Annotated in this window: 21 protein-coding genes; 9 read left to right on the plus strand and 12 right to left on the minus strand. The window is 68.3% G+C overall.

The genetic code is table 11. The annotated features are described in order from the left end of the window. Nucleotides 1-59: 59 nt before the first annotated feature. The 3 genes from D3230_RS07230 to D3230_RS07240 form a co-directional block, all read right to left on the minus strand. Complete coding sequence (locus D3230_RS07230) at nucleotides 60-1,472, minus strand: DNA recombination protein RmuC (RefSeq protein ID WP_202344356.1); 1,413 nt, start codon at nucleotides 1,470-1,472, stop codon at nucleotides 60-62. A 58-nt stretch (nucleotides 1,473-1,530) separates the two neighbouring features. Continuing rightward, a complete protein-coding gene (locus D3230_RS07235; RefSeq protein WP_202344357.1) occupies nucleotides 1,531-2,991 on the minus strand; it encodes an HNH endonuclease signature motif containing protein in 1,461 nt (486 codons plus the stop codon). Between the two features lie 108 nt (nucleotides 2,992-3,099). Beyond that, nucleotides 3,100-3,684, minus strand: coding sequence for an exonuclease domain-containing protein (locus D3230_RS07240; RefSeq protein ID WP_202344358.1), 585 nt, complete (start codon nucleotides 3,682-3,684; stop codon nucleotides 3,100-3,102). 140 nt (nucleotides 3,685-3,824) lie between these two features. On the opposite strand from D3230_RS07240, the gene ychF reads away from it, so the two are divergent. The 4 genes from ychF to D3230_RS07260 all read left to right on the plus strand — a co-directional run bounded on the left by ychF (nucleotide 3,825) and on the right by D3230_RS07260 (nucleotide 6,898). Further along, entirely contained in the window at nucleotides 3,825-4,898 is a 1,074-nt protein-coding gene (gene ychF / locus D3230_RS07245) for a redox-regulated ATPase YchF (protein ID WP_202344359.1), read from the plus strand. A gap of 357 nt (nucleotides 4,899-5,255) precedes the next feature. Further along, a complete protein-coding gene (locus D3230_RS16370; RefSeq protein ID WP_337249127.1) occupies nucleotides 5,256-5,705 on the plus strand; it encodes a helix-turn-helix domain-containing protein in 450 nt (149 codons plus the stop codon). Between the two features lie 48 nt (nucleotides 5,706-5,753). Further along, on the plus strand, nucleotides 5,754-6,287 hold the full coding sequence (locus tag D3230_RS07255) for a VOC family protein (protein WP_202344360.1): 534 nt from the start codon (nucleotides 5,754-5,756) through the stop codon (nucleotides 6,285-6,287). Between the two features lie 164 nt (nucleotides 6,288-6,451). Then, nucleotides 6,452-6,898: a hypothetical protein gene (locus tag D3230_RS07260; RefSeq protein ID WP_202344361.1), complete on the plus strand. Its 447-nt coding sequence runs from the start codon at nucleotides 6,452-6,454 to the stop codon at nucleotides 6,896-6,898. A 93-nt stretch (nucleotides 6,899-6,991) separates the two neighbouring features. Here the strand turns inward: D3230_RS07260 and D3230_RS07265 are convergent, their stop codons facing one another. Further along, on the minus strand, nucleotides 6,992-7,225 hold the full coding sequence (locus tag D3230_RS07265) for a hypothetical protein (RefSeq protein WP_202344362.1): 234 nt from the start codon (nucleotides 7,223-7,225) through the stop codon (nucleotides 6,992-6,994). 68 nt (nucleotides 7,226-7,293) lie between these two features. Here D3230_RS07265 and D3230_RS07270 point away from each other — a divergent pair, with 68 nt between their 5' ends. Further along, nucleotides 7,294-7,743, plus strand: a complete 450-nt coding sequence (locus tag D3230_RS07270; protein ID WP_202344363.1) for an SRPBCC family protein — start codon at nucleotides 7,294-7,296, stop codon at nucleotides 7,741-7,743. A gap of 8 nt (nucleotides 7,744-7,751) precedes the next feature. Here the strand turns inward: D3230_RS07270 and D3230_RS07275 are convergent, their stop codons facing one another. Both D3230_RS07275 and D3230_RS07280 read right to left on the minus strand, forming a co-directional pair. Then, a complete protein-coding gene (locus tag D3230_RS07275; RefSeq protein ID WP_202344364.1) occupies nucleotides 7,752-8,540 on the minus strand; it encodes a MerR family transcriptional regulator in 789 nt (262 codons plus the stop codon). Nucleotides 8,541-8,589: 49 nt separating this feature from the next. Beyond that, on the minus strand, nucleotides 8,590-9,504 hold the full coding sequence (locus D3230_RS07280) for a DUF2268 domain-containing putative Zn-dependent protease (protein ID WP_202344365.1): 915 nt from the start codon (nucleotides 9,502-9,504) through the stop codon (nucleotides 8,590-8,592). A 241-nt stretch (nucleotides 9,505-9,745) separates the two neighbouring features. On the opposite strand from D3230_RS07280, the gene D3230_RS07285 reads away from it, so the two are divergent. The 4 genes from D3230_RS07285 (at nucleotide 9,746) to D3230_RS07300 (ending at nucleotide 12,110) form a co-directional block, all read left to right on the plus strand. Further along, the gene (locus D3230_RS07285) at nucleotides 9,746-10,927 is read left to right on the plus strand and encodes a Cmx/CmrA family chloramphenicol efflux MFS transporter (RefSeq protein ID WP_202344366.1); all 1,182 of its coding nucleotides are present in this window, start codon (nucleotides 9,746-9,748) and stop codon (nucleotides 10,925-10,927) included. Then, entirely contained in the window at nucleotides 10,920-11,321 is a 402-nt protein-coding gene (locus tag D3230_RS07290; protein WP_202344367.1) for a zinc ribbon domain-containing protein YjdM, read from the plus strand. The genes D3230_RS07285 and D3230_RS07290 overlap by 8 nt, the downstream gene beginning before the upstream one ends. Before the next feature lie 98 nt (nucleotides 11,322-11,419). Then, nucleotides 11,420-11,848, plus strand: coding sequence for a VOC family protein (locus D3230_RS07295; protein ID WP_202344368.1), 429 nt, complete (start codon nucleotides 11,420-11,422; stop codon nucleotides 11,846-11,848). A gap of 52 nt (nucleotides 11,849-11,900) precedes the next feature. Next, nucleotides 11,901-12,110, plus strand: a complete 210-nt coding sequence (locus D3230_RS07300) for a DUF4287 domain-containing protein (protein ID WP_202344369.1) — start codon at nucleotides 11,901-11,903, stop codon at nucleotides 12,108-12,110. 69 nt (nucleotides 12,111-12,179) lie between these two features. On the opposite strand, the gene D3230_RS07305 is transcribed toward D3230_RS07300, so the two are convergent. From D3230_RS07305 to D3230_RS07330, 6 genes are all read right to left on the minus strand, one after another. Next, nucleotides 12,180-13,274, minus strand: a complete 1,095-nt coding sequence (locus tag D3230_RS07305) for a histidinol-phosphate transaminase (protein ID WP_202344370.1) — start codon at nucleotides 13,272-13,274, stop codon at nucleotides 12,180-12,182. A gap of 59 nt (nucleotides 13,275-13,333) precedes the next feature. Then, nucleotides 13,334-14,614, minus strand: coding sequence for an alpha-hydroxy acid oxidase (locus D3230_RS07310; protein WP_202344371.1), 1,281 nt, complete (start codon nucleotides 14,612-14,614; stop codon nucleotides 13,334-13,336). Between the two features lie 243 nt (nucleotides 14,615-14,857). Continuing rightward, nucleotides 14,858-15,703 carry an IclR family transcriptional regulator gene (locus tag D3230_RS07315; protein ID WP_202344372.1) on the minus strand — a complete coding sequence of 282 codons (846 nt, stop codon included), beginning with the start codon at nucleotides 15,701-15,703 and terminating at the stop codon, nucleotides 14,858-14,860. 26 nt (nucleotides 15,704-15,729) lie between these two features. Then, the gene (locus D3230_RS07320) at nucleotides 15,730-16,917 is read right to left on the minus strand and encodes a CaiB/BaiF CoA transferase family protein (RefSeq protein WP_202344373.1); all 1,188 of its coding nucleotides are present in this window, start codon (nucleotides 16,915-16,917) and stop codon (nucleotides 15,730-15,732) included. 30 nt (nucleotides 16,918-16,947) lie between these two features. After that, on the minus strand, nucleotides 16,948-18,117 hold the full coding sequence (locus D3230_RS07325) for an acyl-CoA dehydrogenase family protein (protein ID WP_202344374.1): 1,170 nt from the start codon (nucleotides 18,115-18,117) through the stop codon (nucleotides 16,948-16,950). 209 nt (nucleotides 18,118-18,326) lie between these two features. Then, on the minus strand, nucleotides 18,327-19,751 hold the full coding sequence (locus D3230_RS07330) for an FAD-binding oxidoreductase (protein WP_202344375.1): 1,425 nt from the start codon (nucleotides 19,749-19,751) through the stop codon (nucleotides 18,327-18,329). Nucleotides 19,752-19,782: the final 31 nt, after the last annotated feature.

Consider the following 19,782-nt stretch of genomic DNA (forward strand, 5'->3'; position numbering starts at 1 on the left):
ACTACGCAGAACGTCCCGAGCGATTTCGCTCGGGACGTTCTGCGTTTCCGTGGCTTCGCTTAGGACCAGAGGTGGTCGGGATCGCCGGTGCCTGCGGTGTTTCCGGGACCTCCCGTGTCTGCGGCAGCTTCGGCAGCTTCGGTTTCCTCGGCAGCTTCGGCTCCTTCGGCCTCGGGCCGGAGCTCGGGGGCAACGAGCGGGCGCACCGCGTCCTCCAACTGCGCGGGCGCGGGGGCGATCTGTTCGCCGTTGAGTGCGCTGATCTTGCGCGCGGTCGGGAGGACCTGACGTTCCAGCGAACCAATGTAGGCGTTGTAGTCCTGCACCCCGCGGGAGAGCGTGCGGCCCAGTTTGTCGAGGTGGGTCGCGTTGCGGCCCAGGCGCGTGTGGAGTTCCCGGCTCAGGTCGAAGAGTGCCCGCGCTTCCGAGGTGAGCGACTCCTGCCGCCAGCTGTGCGCGACCGACTTGAGGATCGCCCAGAGGCTCACCGGGGAGGCGAGCGCGACGCGGCGTTCGAAGGCGAACTCCATGAGCAGCGGATCGGTGTCGAGCGCGCTTGAGAGCAGGGACTCGCTCGGCAGGAACGCGATCACGAACTCCGGTGAATCGGGGAGCGCCGCGGCGTAGTCGCGTTTGCTCAGGGCGAGGATGTGCTCCCGGAGCGCCTTGGCGTGCTGCGCGAGCAGCGCGGTGCGACGGGCATCCCGGACGTCGTCGTGCGGGGCACCGGGCTCGGGTGCGGTGAGGTGCTGAGCATCGAGCTGCTGCACCTCCAGGTACGCGGCGAACGGTACCTTCGCGTCGATGGCGATGGCCTTGCCGCCGGGGAGGTGTACCACCATGTCGGGGCGGAGCACACCTCGTTCGGTGGTGAGCTGCTGCTGAACCTCAAAATCGACGTGCTCAAGCATGCCGGCGGCCTCGATGATGCGCCGCAGCTGCGTTTCGCCCCAGAGCCCCCGGGTGTTGTTCGAGCGGAGTGCGGCGGCGAGGCTCTCAGCGGTGCCGCGGAGTTTGTCCTCGGCGAGGGCGGCTTGGCGCAGCTGTTGGGTGATCTCGCCGTGCTGCGTGGCGCGCTGCTGTTCCATCGTGGTGACGGTCTGCTCGAGCTTGCCCAGGCTCTCACGGAGCGGGGCCAGTTGCTGCAGCACGCGCTGCTCCTCGCGCTCGAGCTCGGCGCGTTCTCGTGCGTGGTGATGCGCATCCCGGAGCCGTTCTTCGAGTCCGTGCACTCGGGTTTCTGCCGCGGCGAGCTCTTCGCGGAGGAGCCGAGCCCCCGCTTCGGCGTCGAGCCGGGCGTGCTGGGCCGCGAGCGCCACGTCGCGTTCCGCGGCGGCCGTGTGTTCGGCGAGTGCGGCGCTCAGGCTGCGCGCGGCGCTTCGGCCGCGGACGGTCATGCCGATGGCGGCACCGGCGCCGCCGGCAAGCAGGGCCACCAGAACGAACAGCAGCGCGAGAGTGATCGGGGTCATGCTTCCCAGGATGGCAGGGACCACTGACAATGATGCTTGGCGAGGTGCGCGAACCGGGCTAGAACGGTGCCGGTGGCTCAGGTGGTGCCGGCGACTTGGGCGGCTCAGTCGGTTCGGCTGGCCCGGCCGGCCCGGGCGGCTCGGGTGGTTCCGGCGGCACCTGCCGGAACCGCACCCGACTCGGTGGCCGGTCAACGTGGGTGCGGCCCGTGGGGCTGCGCCAGGTCAGCGTGCCCGTGGCGTCCTGGCTGACACCCCAGTCCGTCTCGCCCTTGATCGTATGGTGCGACCGGCAGAGGTGGGCGAGGTTGGTGGTGGCGGTCGGTCCGCCGCGGGCGGCCGGGGTCGTATGGTCAATGTCGGTGCGCGACAGCGGCGCGCGACATCCGGGAAAGCGGCAGTGCAGGTCCCGGGCGCCGAGGAAACGACGCATCTTTGCGCTCGGCCGGTACCGATCGACCTCCAGCACGGTGCCGGTCTGAGGATCGCCGTGGACTCGCTCCCACACGGGAGTGCGGGCGAAGACCTCTGATGCCGATGCCGGGTCCAAGGGGCCGCAGCCGACGAGTTCTGCCTCCGTGATCCTGGGGCCAGGCGCTGCCGGGTCGGCGTCGATGGAGACGACGAGCTGTACGTGCCCGCGCACCGCCTCGGCGGGGTCGCCCGCGAAGAGCGTCGTGGGCTCACGGCTTAAGAGCAGGTCCGCGAGCGCGTCGGCGCGCACCGCGTCGATCGTGAGCCCGGCGGTTCCCTGCGGTGGTGGCTCGGCCGTTGCAGCGCTGTTCGCGCTCGAATCCGGTGCCGGGGGATCGTTCGCCTCTGAGCTTGCCCGAGACCGCGCCGTCATGGTGTGCCGTGCGATGCGCGTCAGCCGATCCTTGACGGCGTGCGCTTCGAGGCTTGGCAGGTGGGCGATCAGATCCGACATGCCGTCGGCCTGATCCACCACGCGAACGCTGCGGCAGCGCGCAGCCTCACGGTGTCGATCCTCCGGCGGCAGTTCGGCACAGCGCAGGGCGATCCGCTGGGCGATCGGTCGAAGCCGGTTCGGGGTTTCGGTGCGGGCTTCCGCGAGCACCTCGGTCTCATAGGCACGGCGGCGGCGCGTGCTCTCCCCATCCGTGCCGTGCCCCAGCGGCGCGCTGGCGTCCGCGAGGACCCGCGCGTGCGCGTAGGCTATGTCGCCCGCGCCAAGTTGGCGCAGCGTTGCGGGGAAGCGTTCGACCAGTCGCTCGGCCACACTGAGCTCGGCCTCGATCGCGGCCTCAGTGCAGTTCAACGCGGTCGCGAGCTCAGCGCGGAGGGCGCGGTACCGCAGATCTGCGTTCCCGGAGCGCTGCCCCGTCACCGCGAGTCCGAGTGCCGCGCTCAGCAAACGCACGCGCTCGCCGTCGAGCGCACGCCGCTGCCGTTCCACCGCTTCGAGCCCGGTCACGACGGCGTCGAGCGCGGCGATCTCTTCGATGCGCTGGGCCGACTCGCGATGCTGCTCCGAATCGCTGGGCTGGGTGGGGGACATGCGACTATTCCAGCATGGACCACCGACATTCAGGACCGACGAAATCCCGTCGTGAAGAAGATCCTGAAGGGGGCAAGAAACGGTGTGAACCCGGCCCCGTGGGGAGCGCTAGAGCTTCAGCGGAATGGCCTTCAACTGGTGGAGCCGCAGGCCCGTGGCGCGCACGAGCTGGGGGATATCTGTGGCCGCGTGCCGGCGTGCAGCATCGGAGACAATGGCGGCCGCCGCTTCTGCATCCGCCATCGCGTCATGGTGTGCAAATTCGCCGTATCCCGCCGCCGCTGCGGACAGCGGAAGCCGGTGCGAGGGGATGTCGTACGTCTTCCGTGAGACCTGCACGCTGCAGAGATACTTCAGGCGCGGGGTGGGGCTGATCGATTCGGCGCAGGCCGCCCGGATCACCCCCATGTCAAAGCTCGCGTTGTGCGCTACCGCGACGTCGTCCCCGATGAACTCCTGAAGTGCCGGGAGCTGTGCGCTCCACTCGAGCGCGTCCGTGACCATGTCCGCGGTGATGCCGTGGATCTTCACGTTGAACGGGAGAAACCGCGCGTGCGCGGCGGGCGGTCGAATGAGCCAGTACGCACGATCCACCACCTGGCCATCGCGCACACGCGCTAACCCTACGGAGCACGCCGAGGACGGATGGTTGTTCGCGGTCTCGAAATCGATCGCGGTGAAATCTACTGACACCCTCCCAGCCTGACACACCCCGCTGACATCTTGCGGCGGATCGGGATCCCGATGCGGGGGATCACGCGGGCATCTTCCGGTCGAGGTCGCGCACATCATCGTGTGCCCGGGCGACGGGAACCCGGGTAGACTGTACCCTCGTGGCTCTTTCAATTGGTATCGTCGGTCTCCCGAACGTCGGCAAGTCGACCCTGTTCAACGCCCTCACGCACAACGATGCTCTCGCAGCGAACTACCCGTTCGCGACGATCGAGCCTAACGTTGGCGTCGTCAACCTGCCCGATGCCCGGCTGAACAAGCTCGCCGAAATCTTCGGTTCGGAGCGGATCCTGCCCGCCCCGGTGTCCTTCGTGGACATCGCGGGCATCGTGCGTGGTGCCAGCGAGGGTGAAGGCCTCGGCAACCAGTTCCTCGCGAACATCCGGGAGTCCGACGCGATCGCCCAGGTGGTGCGCGGCTTCTCCGATCCCGACGTGATCCACGTCGACGGTGACGTGAACCCGTCGAGCGACATGGAGACCATCAATACCGAGCTGATCCTCGCCGACCTCCAGACCATCGAGAAGGCTCTGCCGCGCTTCGAGAAGGAACTGAAGTCGAAGAAGATCGATCCCGCCGTGGTGAGCACCGCCCAGGAAGCGCTCGCCGCATTGAACGAGGGCACGCTGCTTTCGGCCACGAACATCGACCTGACGCCGATCCGCGAGCTGGGTCTGCTGACCGCCAAGCCGTTCCTCTACGTCTTCAACGTCGACGAGGGCGTGCTGCAGGATCAGGCAAAGCTCGACGAGCTCGCCGCACTGGTCGCCCCCGCGAAAGCGATCTTCCTCGACGCAAAGCTCGAGAGCGAGCTCATCGAGCTCGACGAAGCGGATGCCGCTGAGCTGCTCGCCTCGATCGGCCAGGAGGAGAGCGGGCTCGACCAGCTCGCCCGCGTCGGCTTCGACACCCTCGGCCTGCAGACCTACCTCACCGCGGGCCCGAAGGAGGCGCGCGCCTGGACGATCCGGAAGGGCGCGACCGCGCCGCAGGCCGCGGGCGTGATCCACGGCGACTTTGAAAAGGGCTTCATCAAGGGCGAGATCATCTCCTTCGAGGATCTCGTCGAGGCGGGTTCCGTCGCCGAGGCTCGCGCCAAGGGCAAGGCTCGCATGGAAGGCAAGGAATACGTGATGCAGGACGGCGACGTCTGCGAGTGGCGCTTTAACGTGTAGGGCTGCTTCGGCAACCCGTCGACTGAGGCCACCGAGGTGGGGCGGGCTTCGTAAGTCGGACTCATGTTTCGCCGAGGAAACGACTTCGGGGGTGACAATCAACGAATGGATCCCATATACGAAGAGCGCCATCCCCACTCGCCCGTGCTGGAGTGTGTCTGGCAAGCGAGGGCCAATCGGGACGAGCAGTATCTTGTTCCGGCGGTCGAGTATTGGGACCTGTGGTTCACCCGCGCCCCGGACGGAACACTTGACGCCGGAATGTCGGGACCGACCCTTGGCCATCGTTGGATGCGATCGGCCATCGGTGAGCACAGCTGGGGCATTCAGCTGAAAGCGCACGTCGTGGTGCCGGGGGTGAGTAAGCAACTCCTGCTCGGAGGCGTGCAACAGCTCGCTATCGAGGCCGGGCACGTCAGGTTCGCGCAGTACCTGGTGCCGTTTCCGGAGTTCGGTGAGCTTGAGGCCTTCACCGACCGGCTCCTGAAGCTCGACATTATCCGCGGGGACGAGGAGGTCCGGCGCATGCTCTCCGGAGACGCCGTGGGGTACTCCGAACGGCAGCGGCAGCGCAGGGTGCGCGCTGCAACAGGACTGACCCGGAAACAGATTCAGCAACTCTCCAGAGCGCGTGAGGCGTTTGCGTTGCTGTTGCAGGGCGTATCGCCAAGTGCGTGTGCGGCGCGATGCGGGTTCGCGGATCAGGCTCATTTGACCCGCTCATTGCAGGTATTCCACGGCCAGACACCGGCGCAGGTGCTCTCGGGCGAAAGATGGCGGGAATCTTCAATATCCGAATCTTCGTAGCGTGGTGAACTGGTGACATCGCATTCACGATGAGCACAGGAGTATTTGATGTCTGTACCCGCCGCACCCGAGGGCTACGCCACGGTGAACCCCTTTATCATCACGACCGACGCCAATGAGATGACCCGATTCGTTGTCGAGGTGTTCGGTGGTGAAGAACGCGCCGAAGCCCGCACCATCGACACGGACGGATTGCTCCTCCAAGCTGAGGTGCGCGTCGGCACCACGACGATCATGCTTGCCGAGCGGAAGCCGGACTGGCCCTTCACCCCGAGTCTGTTGCAGGTGTACGTCGATGACCTCGGCGCTGTGCTCGAACGCGCTCTTGAGCGTGGCGCGCGCATGGTCACGAAGCCGACAGACTTCTTCGGCACCCAATTCGCTCGTGTGCAAGACGCAAGTGCAAACCTCTGGTGGATCTGGCAGCACGGTGACGTCGTCTGGGATGGTCAGGGCGGCGAACAGGAGTGGTCATCCGAGGATAGTGATGCGAACTGGGGAGAGGTATCGCCCGAGCTCGCCTACATCCATGACACACTGATCGAGGCGATGACGGCGTTGCGTGACCCAGAAAGCGTGTAGAACGGGTGGTCTCGGCTGTGCCAGCTGACACCGCGGTATCGCGCTGTCGGTAGTCTGCGCTACGCTGCGAACGCCGCGAATCTCCACGGCAGCGAGGCATCCACTGTGCCGCGCGTGAGCGCCACGTGGTCTGCGTGGGCAGACCATCTCAGAAAGGACACCACATGGGAACCTGGGGACATCAGCCGTGGGACAACGACGGCGCGGCGGACTGGTTCACCAGTCTGTTCGACGGGATCGACATTGACGGCCACATCGATCGTGCGTTCGCGACCGATGATGGGGACGAGATCCGGGCGGCGGGGTATATCCTCACAGTCCTCGGCAGGCCATACATTTGGCCGGGCGACCTCGAGCGACTGGATGGGCATCTGGAGCGCGGGATCGAACTCCTCACCGAGTTCCTCGACGAGGATTCGGAGTTCCGAGAGCTCTGGGAGGATGACCCCGAAGCGCTCGCCGCGGTCCGTGCCGAGCTTGCGGCCCTCGAAGCTCGCCTCGACGGGGACGCTGAAGCCACGGACGACGACGAAGACGACGAAGACGAAGACGACGACGACGAAGACGAAGACGAGGAAGACGAGGAGGACGAGGAGGACGACGAGGAGTAGCCCGAGGCGTCGCACAGCGCGACAGCGCGAGGCTCGGTGGCGGAGGCCCCACGGCAGGCCACACTGTCGCACGCTGCGAGCAGCGGAACGGTGCTAGCCGCCGAGCCCGAGAACTCCGCCGAGCCAGTTCGCGCCGAGCACCACGACGAGGGTGCCGCCGAGCAGGAGCGCCCAGGATTTCCACGAGGTCGGGAAGAAGTTCGCGCCCCCGTCGAACGACCAGAACAACGGTTTCCAGCCGCCTCGGTCGTCGCCCGGGACCTGCGGTGCGTTGTGGTCCTCGGGTTCCTCCCCGGCTTCAAGGTCGGGATCGGCGTGCTCGGACATGATCCCACCCTATCCGCGGGGCGACGCCCCTCGGTCGCATCGAGTGGCGTATCGCGTAGCGTTGAGCCATGCCCCGCTTCGAACTTCGCACACGCATCGCGGCACCGATCGACCGGTGCTTTGCGCTGAATCTGTCGATCGACGCGCACACGGACTCGATGGCGGGGTCCAAGGAACGGGCCATCGCCGGGGTCACCCACGGGGAGATCGGGCCGGGGGAGCGGGTGACGTGGCGCGCCCGGCACTTCGGAATTCCGTTTCGGCTCACCTCCGAGATTACGGCGTTCGAGCGCCCCGTGCGGTTTGTCGATGAGCAGGTCTCGGGGCCGTTTGCGCGCTGGTGGCACGAGCACGAGTTCAGCGACCAGGGCACCGAAACGCTCATGATCGATCGCATCGAGTTTCGAGCCCCGTTCGGGGTGCTCGGGCGCCTCGTCGAAAAGCTGGTGCTCGAACGGTACATGGAACGACTCATTCGGTGCCGGAACGCCTGGCTGCGCGCCGAGTTAGAGCGGTGATCTCCCCGCTACCCCCAGTCGGAAACGTATAGCCGGAGCGCCTTTGCTGCGAGACGCGCTGCCGCCAGGTCGCCGAAGTGATGCAGGAAGCTGGGGTCCGCTTCGTAGGTGGCGGCGACCCCGCGCACCATTGCCGCGGATCGAGCCGGATCCCCGGCATGCGTCGGCGTGCCGGGAATCTCAGCGAACCAGGCAATGTGGGCCGCGGCATGATCCTGCGCCGCCGGCGACTCGGGCTGAGACCCGGCCTCATGCAGCGCTGCCCAGGTGCGCAGGAGGGCCTCTGCGCGGCGTTGCCACGCCCGCTGCTGCGACAGCGACTTCCCGTGCCACCACTGGTTCGAGGCATCGAATGCCGCCCGCCCCCAGCGTCGAACCACCTCGTCCTCGAAGCGGTCGTTAAATCCGTCGAGCATGACATCCATCCGGGGTTCGCGGCCTGCGCGCCGCATCTCAAGGGTGTGCTCGACGGCCCGTACCCGCCGTTCCAGGGCCCGTTGTTCGCCCGCCAAGCGCGTGAGGTGCGTCTCCAAGGCGACAATTTCGGCCGCCTCGGAGTCTTCGGCGCCCGGGCGGCTCGGATCCGTACTGAGCGCCGCGGCGATCTCCGCGAGCGGCATGCCGGTGTCCCGCAGCAGCAAGATGCGCTGGATCCGGGCCACCGCGATCGCACCGTAGTATCGGTATCCGTTGGACCCCACTCGGTCGGGGAGTAGGAGGCCGATCCGATGGTAATGACGGATCGTGCGAGCGCTGATGCCGGCGCGCTCGGCGAGCTGCTGCACCGTCCATTCCATACATGTCGTCCTTTGTCCCTGGGCACCTGCCGGTGTCTCCGCTGGTGCTTCAGTCTGCCGCACTCTGGGGCGGAGCGAGATTCAGCGCCGGGAGCGCAATGCGCAGAATCTCCGCGGCGGGAGTGTGCAGACTCGCGGCCGCGGTGGTTCCTTCGGCCGCCAGGTACGCCTGCACGATCCGCGCCCCCGCAGCGTAGCCCGCCCCGGTAGGGAGACCCACAGGTGCCGTCCCGAACAGGTGGGCGGTCGCGTCGCCCAGTACCCACGCCGCAAAATCGCCCATTCCCGTGACGTCGAGGCCCGTAGCGATCCGTGCAAGCACGGCATCGTCCGCTCGCGTCTCGGCGCTGACAAAATGCGTCAACCCGTCAGCGCCGGTGAGCTCCACGGCACACACGTCCGCGAGCCCTTCGGAAACGACGTGCTCCCCGACGGTGACGGTCTGCGGATCCCAGAGCACGCCGCCGGGGGAGTATCGCAGGTTGTGGTGCAGTTCGTGGACCACGATCGCCTCCAAACGACTCATGATCCGCTCGGTGGGCCATACGGTGATCACGATGAAGCCGCTGATCCCGCCGAAGCCAGAGAGTCCCTGGACTTCCTCCATAAAATGTGGGTTCGACGGGTCGCCGAGAACCAGGAGCACGGTGAGATCGGGAATCGTGATCCTCGGGTTGGCGGCGCGGAGTGCCGAAATCCCGTGCTGCAGGGCGTGACCGATCCGTTCCCAGGCTCGGGCGTTCGCGAGCGTGTCGCAGGCCTCAAGCACCTCCGGGATCGAGTGTGTCGTGGGGAAGCCAAAGTTCTGTGCGTGCACGGCAGCAAGGTCGACGCCCCCGGGCACAAACGAGTACATCGGTGCGACGGGGGCCCAGAGCTCACGGAGAAGATTCTGGCGTGCGGATTCGGGTGCCGTAAGAACGGCGCGCATGGTGGTGGCGGTATCGATCACTGAGATGCTCATGGAAGGTCACGCTAAACCTTGACGTAACGACAGGGTCAAACAACCCCGTCACTCCAACACGTGCTGCCCTAGACTGAACTGCATGGGGTGTATTGAAACCATTCGCGTGGGGCTATCGGTACGCCGGTAGCCCGAGAGCGGGAAATTCTCCGCGGTGAGCGCAATTGCGTGCCCGGGAATTGTCGCGGTTGCCGGTGGTGCCGAACGGTTCTGATTCGTCACCTCACGGAAAGTTTTTCTCATGCCAGTCTTGGTATATCTTCTTGCGCTCGCAGTTTTTGCGCAGGGAACTTCGGAGTTCATGCTCGCCGGGTTGCTCCCGGCGATGTCTCGTGAACTCAACGTCTCACTCGGAACGACGGGCCTCCTGACCTCAGGATTCGCAGTGGGAATGGTCGTGGGTGCGCCCACGATGGCACTGCTCGTGCGGGCTCTCCCCGCGAAGTCTGCGTTGCTCGGGTTTCTGGCCGTGTTCGTGGCCGCACACGTGATCGGAGCCCTCGCGCCAGGCTTTGGCCTGCTGCTCCTCAGCCGAGTCATCGCCGCGGTGGCGAACGCGGGATTCGTCGCCGTCGCGATGTCTGTGATCCCGCGGATTGTGCCTCCACAGCGGCGGGCTCGTGCGCTCGCGGTGATGCTGGGCGGGACCACGCTTGCCCTGATCGCGGGGGTACCGCTGGGCGCGTGGGCGGGGAACCTGTGGGGCTGGCGGGCAGTCCTGTGGGGCGTTGCCGCGATCTGCCTCCCGGCGCTCGGCGCGCTCAGCTGGCTGGGACGCACGCGGGACCCGCGGCCGCAGGGGGCCACGCCATCCCTGCGTCGCGAATTGGCGGCGCTCGGCTCGCCCGAGTTACGACGGATGATTGTGCTCGCGGTGCTGGCAAACGCTGCGGTGTTCTGTTCCTTCACGTACCTCGCGGTCGTGGCGGGACGCGCGGCCGGGATCTCCGCAGCACTGATTCCGCTGCTGCTCGCCGGATTTGGGGTGGGTGCGCTGGGCGGAGTGACGCTGACGGGCCGATTCGCCGATAAGCATTGGTCGGGGATCTTGAGCGTCGGCTCGATCGTCGCGATTGTGGGGTGGGTCAGTCTTGCGGTGTGGTCGCAGCACGCGCCCGTGGTATGGGTGGTGAGCGGCGTCATGGGAATGGTGTCGTTTCTTGTCGGCAGTACGCTGATATCCCGGGTGCTCGCCGGCGCCAGCGCTGCACCGACGCTGGGCGGGGCGTTCTCGACCGCCGCGCTCAACCTGGGGGCCGTAATCGGCCCGATCTTGGGAGGCGTCGCGCTGAGCTTGCTCGGCCCACCGGGGCCGCTCTGGGCGAGCGCCGTGTGTATGATCGGGGCGGCCGTACTCTGGTGCCGCTCGCCCAAGGATCGGGCAGCACCATCGACCCCCGAGAAAGGGACGCACGATGACTGACTCCACCGCCGACACCGCCCCCGCAGTGGATCCGGACGCCCTGCCACCGTGCCCGGCGTGCGCGAGCGAGTACGCCTACGAATCCGGGGCGCTGCTCGTGTGCCCCATGTGCGGTCACGAGTGGGTCGCGGGCGGCGCTGCGGACGCGGAACACGAAGCCGAGGACGATCAGATCCGCGACGCGGTGGGCAATACCCTCACGGACGGCGACACGGTGACGCTCGTGAAAACCGTGAAGGTGTCGGGTGCGGGTGGTGGCAGCATCAAGGTCGGCACCAAGGTGACCGGGATCCGTCTGGTGCCGGGCGCGGCTGACGGCCACGATATCGACGCACGGGTCCCGGGTTTCGGCAAGATGAAGCTGAAGTCGAGCGTGGTGAAGCGCGCTGGCTAATCCTCGGCACATTTGGGGGTGACCTGCGGGGTGTCCCGGGTGCATACTGTGTGCACACGGGGCGATGGCGTTCCCGTCTGAGCGTCAAAGGAGTTCCCATGACCCACTCACTCGCAAGCTACATTTCGCTGGACGGCACCACCGGTGACGCGATGACCCACTGGCACGAGGTGTTGGGCGGTGAACTCGAGATCCTGCGCTACGGCGATATGCAGCTCGAGGGTATGCCGTTCGAACCGGATCCGCAGGCCGTGGCCCACGCCACCTTGACGCTCCCCGCGGGCGTCATCGCGGGCGGAGATTCGATGGACCCCGGCACCGACTACCCGGTGCGGGGCACTGCCTACTCGCTGCTCTACACGACCGACACCCCTGATGAGGCCCGGGGCTTCATCGAGGCTTTTGTCGCCGGTGGCGGCACCGTGGGGATGCCGTTCGAGGAGGCCCCGTGGGGCGACTGGTACGGCCAGGTGTTTGATCGCTACGGCGTGATGTGGTCGTTCTCCTGCCCCGTTGCGCGCGGGTGAGCTGCGCAGCCGCGGAGCCGACGACCCCGAACCCGACCAGCGAGGAGATCACATGACCGAGACCGTCACGGGACCGAAGTCCTATTTCCCGTCGATCGAAGCGAAGTACGGCAAGACCATTGAGGAGTGGATCGCTGCGTTGCGCCCGCTGGCCGGCCAGAAACACATGGAGCAGGTCGCATTTCTGAAGGAGCAGGGAATGGGACACGGCCACGCGAATGCGCTGGTGCATGTGTACCGGGCGGAGCACGACGGAGCGTAGCTCGCCTCGCAGGCTGCGCCGGATCAGCGTCCGCGCGCAGCCTGCGCCGCCATGGTGACGAGCGCCGCGCTACTCCGCAGGAGCGTCGGCCGCGTGCGCTTCGAACGCGCGCACCACGGCGTCCTCCGCCTCGCGCTCACCCACGGTGACGCGAAGGCCCTCACCCGGGAACGCCCGGATCGAGACGCCCTCGTCCGCGCACGCCTGTTCGAGGGCGAGGGTGGCGTCCCCCGATTCGACCCACACGAAGTTTGCCCCGCTCACGGGGACGCGATGCCCGCGTTCGCGCAGCGCAGCGCTCAGCCGAGATCGTCCCGTGCGCACGGTGTCGACGATCGCGTCGAGGTGCGCCTCGTCCGCCCAGGCGGCCCGCGCGGCGGCCTCCGAGATGCGGCTGAGTCCGAACGGTGGGGAAGCGGCGCGCACGGTGTTCGCGATGTCCTCCGAGGCGAGCATGTACCCGGCTCGCGCCCCGGCCAGGCCATACGCTTTCGAGAATGTCCGGAGTACCACCAGGTTGGGGTACTGGGCGAGCAGGGGGACGCCGTCGACGCCGGAGTCGCCAAATTCCCGGTACGCCTCGTCGAGCACCACGAGGACATGACGGGGGACGCTGTCGAGGAACGCCGTGAGCCGCTCGGGTGTCACCTCGGTTCCCGTGGGGTTGTTCGGGTTGCACACGATGATGGCGGCGGTGTTCGGGGTGATCGCCGCGAGCATCGCGTCGAGGTCGTGCCCCTGCGTGTCATCGAGCGGCACGTGCACCGGTTCCCCGCCGGCCACGCCGATCAGGATCGGGTATGCCTCGTAGCTGCGCCAGGCGAGCACGACCTCTTGGCCGGGATTCGTGTAGCTCAGCAGGGTGTACTGCAGGATCGGGTTTGAGCCCCCGCCGGTGACGACCTGTGCGGGGCTGAGCCCGAGGCGGGCGGCGATGTCCGCCGCGAGGAGATCCCCCGACACCGTGGGGTAGCGGTTCGACTGCGCGGCGGCCTCGGTGACGGCGGCGACGACGCCGGGGGAGGGGGCCACGGGTGATTCGTTTGACGAGGCCCGCCACCGCACCCGCCCGGCGACCGCTGACTGGCTGTAGTGGGGGAGGTGCCTGATTGCGGCGCGAGCGGTGGGCGCGGCCGTCAGTTGTGAGGTGGTCGAGTGCTCCATGTCGGCTCCAAATCGCTCGGGTGCATCGGTACGGCGGTGGACGTCAGTGATCGGGTGGGTCATGGGGCGGTGCCCATGCGAGGTGTGACGGTGATCGGGGCGGTGGATCCCGCACGCCGCTGCACCAGGGAAGCGCCGTGCGCGCGAAGTTCTTCGATCGAGGTGACACCGAGCAACTGCATGGCGCGGCGCAGCTCGGTGGTGAGGAGCGATCCCACGCGGGCAACGCCCGCTTCCCCCGCCGCCACCAGGCCCCAGAGATATGCGCGCCCCACAAACACCGCGTCCGCGCCGAGCGCGATGGCAACGGCGATGTCGTCCCCGTGACTGAAGCCGGAGTCCACGAACACGCTGAAGTCCTCCCCCACGGCGGCGCGCACCGGCGCGACGAGATCGATCGGCGCCACCGTGCGATCCAGCTGCCGGCCGCCGTGGTTGGAGAGGTGGACGCCGTCGACGCCGAGCTCGTGCGCTCGCACCGCGTCGTCCGGGCTGAGCGGCCCTTTCAGCACGAGCGTGCCGGACCAGCGCTCGCGAATGTCTGCGATATCGTCCCAGGTGACCGCGGGATCAAACTGTTGCGAGATGTTCTCGATCGTGAACCCGTGGGGTTCGTCGGATCCGGTGGTGCCGCCGGACACGTTGGCAAATTCGAGGGCGGGGCTGCGGAGCATCCCCATCCAGTAGTTCGGCTTGAGGCCGATATCGAACACGCTGCCGGGGGTGAGCTGCGGCGGAATCGTGAATCCGTTGCGGACGTCCCGCACGCGCATCCCCGATACCGCGGTGTCGATCGCGACTTCGAGCACCCGGTAGCCGGTGTCGGCGGCGCGTCGGATCAGCTCGTGTGTGACGCGCCGATCCTTCCACACGTAGAGCTGGAACCAGCGATCGGCGTCGGCCGCCCCGGGAGCGATCGCGAGATCTTCGAGCGCGGTCGTGGCCATGGTGGAGAGCACGTAGGGCAGGCCGCACCGGCCCGCGGCAGCGGCAACCGCGGGCTCGCCGAGGGGCGAGATCATGCGGGTGTAGCCGGTGGGCGCAAAGCCAATGGGGGCGGCCGCGGGATGGCCCAGGATCGTGGTCTCGGTGGAGGTCTCGGTGACGTCGACCAGGGCTCGGGGATGGAACTGCCACTCCCGGATCGCGCGCGCATTGCCGCGCAGGCTGTGCTCTTCGTTGGCACCCCCATCGACGTAGTCGAAGACGGACCGGGGGAGCCGACGTCGCGCGATGCGCCGCAATTCGGCAACCGTATGTGCCGCCGCGAGTCGTCGCCGTTCCCCGTTCAGGGGCGGCAGCGTGAGATTCAGGAGCGCGAGGGCTTCGCCCGGCCTCATCGCGATGCCCCGGTCACGCAGGCGAACGGACACCCCTGGGCCGGGGTCGGGCAGAGAAAATGAAACGACGGTGTTTCCATGCTTCGATCACATCGCATCTTGCCGGCGGACGGGACAGCCCACGCCGAGTTTCGTCCGGGATCCCAGACGGCAGGCGCGGGTGAGTCGGTCTCGGCGATGCCGCCTGGTGCGGAGGCCTCAGGTGTCTGGTGCGGAGGCCTCAGGTGTCTGGCTGCGGAGGCCTCAGGTGTCCGGCTGCGCCTCTGGCATCGTTTCTGGGGTGGCCGCTGACACCGCGTCCGGCACGCCCGCGGGGATCCCCGCACCGATCCGTCGCCCCAGTTCCTCGGCCGCGGTGCGCGCGAGCGCCGCGTAGGCCTCCTCCTGTGCGGCGTCGATCCGCCAACTCAGATACGAGATGCCCACGGCCGCAACGGGGGTGCCCAGGTGATCGATCACGGGACACGCGACGGTGGCGATATGCTCCTCGACGAGCTCAATCTCCACCCCGTAGCCGCGCGCCCGCGTGCGATCCAGCTCCTCGTGCAATTGCCGCCGGTTCTCCACGACCTGCCGGTCGGTGAGTGAGGGGAAGACGCCCTTGCCGGTGAACAGTGCGTCGACCTGATCCCGCGACATGGCCGCGAGCATCGCCAGGCCGCTCGCGGTCGCGTGCGACGGCAAACGGACCCCGACGCGCGCCACGATGCTGGGGCGGTGCGGGGCACGCTCGGTGGCGACGTAGTAGATGTCACGGCCGTCCAGGATGGCGAGCTGGGCGTTCTCACGGGTGGTGTCGACCAAACGCTCGATGATCGGTTTCCCCACGCGCGCGAGCGGATCCTGTCGGTTATACGCGAACGCCAGCTCGGCGGCGCGCACGCCGAGGCCGAACAACCGCTCCTCGGGGAAGTGCACGACGAAGCCCTCTTCCCGCAGCACCGCCAGCAGCTGGTACACCGAGGAGCGCGGCAGCCCGAGCGCCTGGCTGATCGCCGCGGCACCCACGGGGCCGCGGCGACTCGCAAGGTGCGAGAGCACCTGCAGCGTGTGGCGCGCGGCAGGTGCTCTCGACGACTGACTGTCCATAGGTGGCCAGGATAGCGGGGGCGCAGCTACCGTGCGCTCGCCGCAGCTTCGGCTGCCGCGGCGGCGGGGGCCGCCTCCGCGAGCCACCCGGGGATGAGGTGGTTGTGTTCCCCGAGCTGCGGGGCCGGCGACGGGGGGACCGAGCCGCGCAGCCGGAGCGGGGAAGCGAGCGTCTGGAAACCATCGGATTCCACCGCGACCACGCCGCGGTGCCGGGCGTGCTCGCTCGTGAGCGCCTCGCGCACGTTCGCCACGCGCGCGGTGGGCACCCCGTGCTGCTGGAGGCGCTGCACGGCCTCGTCCGCGGTGAACGGCGCGAGCGCCCCCTCGATCGCGGCCCGCATCTCGTCGCGGTGGTCGTACCGCGCGTCGTAGTCGTGGAACCGCGGATCGGTGAGCCACTCGGGTTGGTCGAGCGCCGCCGCGAGCTTCTCGAACAATCGGTCGTTCGAAACGGCGACCACGACGGGACCGTCCGATGCCGCGTAGGTGCTAAACGGGACGGTGAGCGCGTGATCGTTGCCGACGGCGGTGGGCACGTCGGGTTCGTGGAGCGCGCGCATGCCGACCGACTCCAGCACCGAAATGAGGCTGTCCAACATGCTGAGATCGACGTGCTGGCCGAGCCCGGTCTGGTGGCGTTCCTGCAGCGCGGCGAGCGCGCCGATGGCCCCGTAGAGGCCGGGGATGAGGTCGCCCAGGCTGATCCCGATCCGCGTGCCCTGGCCTCCAGGCCAGCCGGTGACCGACATGAGCCCGCTCATCGCCTGGGCGACGAGGTCGTACGCGGGTGCCTGACTGAGGGGGCCCTCCTGGCCAAAGCCGCTGATGGAGACGGCCACGAGCCGCGGATTGATCTCCCGGAGCGAGGCGACGGAGAGCCCGAGCCGCTCCAGCACCCCCGGTCGGAAGTTCTCGATCAACACATCGCTGCGTCGCACGAGCTCGATCAGGGTGTCGCGCTGCTCCGGCTGTTTCAGGTCGAGGGTGATGCCCACCTTTGACCGGTTGAACAGGCGGTAGTACCCGGAATCGTCACCGATGGTCGGCCCGAAGAACCGGGAGTCGTCGCCGCCGGGGCTCTCGACCTTGATCACCTCGGCTCCGAGGTCGGCAAGGATCATGGCGCAGAACGGGCCCGCGAGGACCCGGGAGAGGTCGAGGACACGGATGCCCTCGAGCGAGCGGGGCGGGGTCTGGGATGCGGAGGTCATGAGACAGTCCTTTCGCAGTCGGGCCGAGGCCTACACGAACGCCGAAACGCCGGTGACGGACCGGGCGGCGATCAGCATGTTGACCTCGTAGGTGCCCTCGTAGGAGTACAGGGCCTCGGCGTCGCCGAACACCTTCGCGATCCCGTACGACGTGTCCACGCCGTTGCCGCCGAGGATCGAGCGGGCGAGCGCCACGCTCTCCCGCGTCAGTTTCGTGACGTGGGCCTTTGCGAGCGCGGTGTGTTCGCCGCGTGCCGCGTCCGCGTCCTGCAGGCGGGCCAGATGCGCCATCATCGACGTCGACGAGACGAGGTTCGCGAGGATCGACGAGAGCTGCCCCTGAATGAGCTGGAAGGCGGCGAGCGGCTTTCCGAACTGGGTGCGCTCGACGGCGTAGGCGCGCGCAATATCGAATGCCGCGAGCTGCAGCCCGACCGCCTGCCAGCCGACCACGGCGCGGGTGCCGGTGAGGACGCGGTTCACGTCGCGGAAGCTGTTGGCCCCGGCGAGCTTGTGATCCGCGGGCACCCGAACGTTGTCGAGAAAGACGTTCGCGTTGAGCACGGCGCGCAGCGCGATCTTGTGTTCGATCAGCGTGGTCGAGAAGCCGGGGAGCGAGGTGTCGACGAGGAACCCCTTGACCTGGTCGTCGGCCTCGTCCCGCGCCCAGATGATGACGTAGTCCGAGAACGTGACGCTCCCGATCCAGCGCTTGACCCCGTTGAGGACCCAGGAATCGCCGTCGCGGCGCGCGGTGGTGGTGAGCCCGCCCGCCACATCCGAGCCCGCGTCGGGCTCGGTGATCGCGAAGACGCCTTTCTTGCGGATCGCGTAGATGTCCGGCAGCCAGGCGGCCCGTTGTTCCTCGGAGGCCAGCAGCTCGATCGACCCGGTGAACAGGCCGTCGTGGCCGCTCATGAACGTGCCGACGGACGCGTCGGTGCGGTGGATCTCGGCGGTGAGGAGGCCCGCGAACAGGTGGGAGTGGCCGAGTCGGCGCACCGGGCTCACAATGTCGAGCTCCGCGATCTGCGGGATCAGGTGCTGCGGAAACTCCTGACGGTTCCAGTGGTCGACCGCGATGGGGGCGACCTCGGCCGCGAGCCAGGCGCGGACCTCGTGGAGCTTCGCGCGCTCGGCGGGCGTGAGGAGCTCCTCGAACCCGAAGAAGTCGGCGGTGGGGTACGGGAGATCAGCCATTGCTGCGTCCTTTCGACACTGAGGGGAACGAATGAATCTCATCCCACCACGCAGCACCGTGCGGCTGGCCGGGGCCTCCGCGGGTAGTGTCCGATATCTCGGACGAGTGCTGCGCGCACCGATGCCAGGAGCCGGTCGCCGGTGCCGCCCGCCGGTGCCGCCCGCCAGTGTCGCGCCCCGGTGTCGCGCCCCGGTCTCGCGCCCCGGTGCTACCCCTCGGTGGCGAACACCTTTCCGGGGTTCAGGATCCCCGCCGGATCGAACACCCGGAGCACCTCGCGCTGCAGCTCCCACTGCGTCTCGCCGAGCTCCTCGGCCAGCCAGCGCGATTTCAGGAGCCCGATGCCGTGCTCCCCGGAGAGCGTGCCGCCGAGACGCAGCGCCGAACGGAAGAGATCGGCCGCGGCCTCCCAGACCACGGGCGGCACGTCGGGGCCCGCGAACACAAACGTGGGGTGCAGATTGCCGTCCCCGGCGTGCGCGATCGTGGGGATGGTCACGCCGTATTCGCGTTCCACCCGCGCCACCTCGTCGAACATATCCGCGAGCGCACTGCGCGGCACCGCGACATCCTCGATGAGGGCGGTGCCGAGCGTTTCGACCGCCGGGAGCATCGCCCGGCGCACCGCGAGGAGCTGCTCGCCCTTGTCCGGATCCAGCGTGATCGCGACGGTCCCGCCCGCCGCGCGCAGCAGCTCGGCGATGCGCTCCGCGTCCTCGGGGCCGGAGGGGCCGTCCGTCTGGATCGTGAGCTGGGATGCGCCGTCGGCGGGCGCGGGCAGCCCGAGGAGACGATGCGCCGACGCGAGGCTCAGCGCGTCCATGAGCTCCATGATCGCCGGCTGCACCCCGGCAGCGGTGACCGCGGACGCCGCGCGCGCCGCCTCGCGCACCTCCGCGAACGTGGCGGTGAGGGTGCACGCTGCACCGGGCACGAGCGGGCGGAGCTTGAGCGTGGCCCCCACGATCACGCCGAGCTGGCCCTCGGAGCCGATCACCAGCGAGGTGAGGTCGAGTCCAGACACCCCCTTCACGGTGCGTCGACCGAGCCGCACGAGACGGCCATCCGCGAGCACCAGATCCACGCCGAGCACGGCGTCCCGGACCACCCCGTACTTCGCGCACAGCAGGCCGCCCGCCCCCGTCGCGATGTTCCCGCCGACGGTGGCGATGTCCCGGCTTGCCGGATCCGGTGCCCACCAGAGGCCCCAGGGGGCGAGCTGCTCGTCGAGGGCGAGGTTCAGGATGCCGGGCTCGACCACCGCGAGGAGATCGTCTGCGCGGACCTCGAGCAGTCGGTTCATCCGGGCGGTCGAGAGGACCAGCTGGCCCGGCCCGGCGTTCGCCGCCCCGGCCAGACCGGTGCCGCCGCCGCGCACCACTACGGGCGTGCCGTGCGCGGACGCGATCCGCATCGTTGTTTGAACATCGTCCACGCACTCGGCGTGCACCACGGCGAGCGGGGCACCGGGGGAGACATGGCCGGAGCGATCGGCCCGGGCGGCCTCGAGGGTGCTCGCTGCCGTGTCAACGCGCGCGCCGAGCGCCGCGCGCAGCGCCGTCACGACCTGCTCCGGGTGCGCTGTTTCCGCAGCGGACGATGCGGCTGAGCCGGGTGTGGGGTGCGTGGTCATGGGGTCCTCCGGTCGGGTCGAAGCGTGTGGG

This window comes from Leucobacter chromiireducens subsp. solipictus, from assembly GCF_016758195.1.
GTDB lineage: Bacteria > Actinomycetota > Actinomycetes > Actinomycetales > Microbacteriaceae > Leucobacter > Leucobacter solipictus.

Bases quoted from the DNA above. Each gene is read 5' to 3' on its own strand.
- D3230_RS07230 (WP_202344356.1), bottom strand. From the start codon at position 1,472: ATGACCCCGATCACTCTCGCGCTGCTGTTCGTTCTGGTGGCCCTGCTT.
- D3230_RS07235 (WP_202344357.1), bottom strand. From the start codon at position 2,991: ATGTCCCCCACCCAGCCCAGCGATTCGGAGCAGCATCGCGAGTCGGCC.
- D3230_RS07255 (WP_202344360.1), top strand. From the start codon at position 5,754: ATGTCTGTACCCGCCGCACCCGAGGGCTACGCCACGGTGAACCCCTTT.
- D3230_RS07260 (WP_202344361.1), top strand. From the start codon at position 6,452: ATGGGAACCTGGGGACATCAGCCGTGGGACAACGACGGCGCGGCGGAC.
- D3230_RS07265 (WP_202344362.1), bottom strand. From the start codon at position 7,225: ATGTCCGAGCACGCCGATCCCGACCTTGAAGCCGGGGAGGAACCCGAG.
- D3230_RS07270 (WP_202344363.1), top strand. From the start codon at position 7,294: ATGCCCCGCTTCGAACTTCGCACACGCATCGCGGCACCGATCGACCGG.
- D3230_RS07275 (WP_202344364.1), bottom strand. From the start codon at position 8,540: ATGGAATGGACGGTGCAGCAGCTCGCCGAGCGCGCCGGCATCAGCGCT.
- D3230_RS07280 (WP_202344365.1), bottom strand. From the start codon at position 9,504: ATGAGCATCTCAGTGATCGATACCGCCACCACCATGCGCGCCGTTCTT.
- D3230_RS07285 (WP_202344366.1), top strand. From the start codon at position 9,746: ATGCCAGTCTTGGTATATCTTCTTGCGCTCGCAGTTTTTGCGCAGGGA.
- D3230_RS07290 (WP_202344367.1), top strand. From the start codon at position 10,920: ATGACTGACTCCACCGCCGACACCGCCCCCGCAGTGGATCCGGACGCC.
- D3230_RS07295 (WP_202344368.1), top strand. From the start codon at position 11,420: ATGACCCACTCACTCGCAAGCTACATTTCGCTGGACGGCACCACCGGT.
- D3230_RS07300 (WP_202344369.1), top strand. From the start codon at position 11,901: ATGACCGAGACCGTCACGGGACCGAAGTCCTATTTCCCGTCGATCGAA.
- D3230_RS07305 (WP_202344370.1), bottom strand. From the start codon at position 13,274: ATGGAGCACTCGACCACCTCACAACTGACGGCCGCGCCCACCGCTCGC.
- D3230_RS07310 (WP_202344371.1), bottom strand. From the start codon at position 14,614: ATGAGGCCGGGCGAAGCCCTCGCGCTCCTGAATCTCACGCTGCCGCCC.
- D3230_RS07315 (WP_202344372.1), bottom strand. From the start codon at position 15,703: ATGGACAGTCAGTCGTCGAGAGCACCTGCCGCGCGCCACACGCTGCAG.
- D3230_RS07320 (WP_202344373.1), bottom strand. From the start codon at position 16,917: ATGACCTCCGCATCCCAGACCCCGCCCCGCTCGCTCGAGGGCATCCGT.
- D3230_RS07325 (WP_202344374.1), bottom strand. From the start codon at position 18,117: ATGGCTGATCTCCCGTACCCCACCGCCGACTTCTTCGGGTTCGAGGAG.
- D3230_RS07330 (WP_202344375.1), bottom strand. From the start codon at position 19,751: ATGACCACGCACCCCACACCCGGCTCAGCCGCATCGTCCGCTGCGGAA.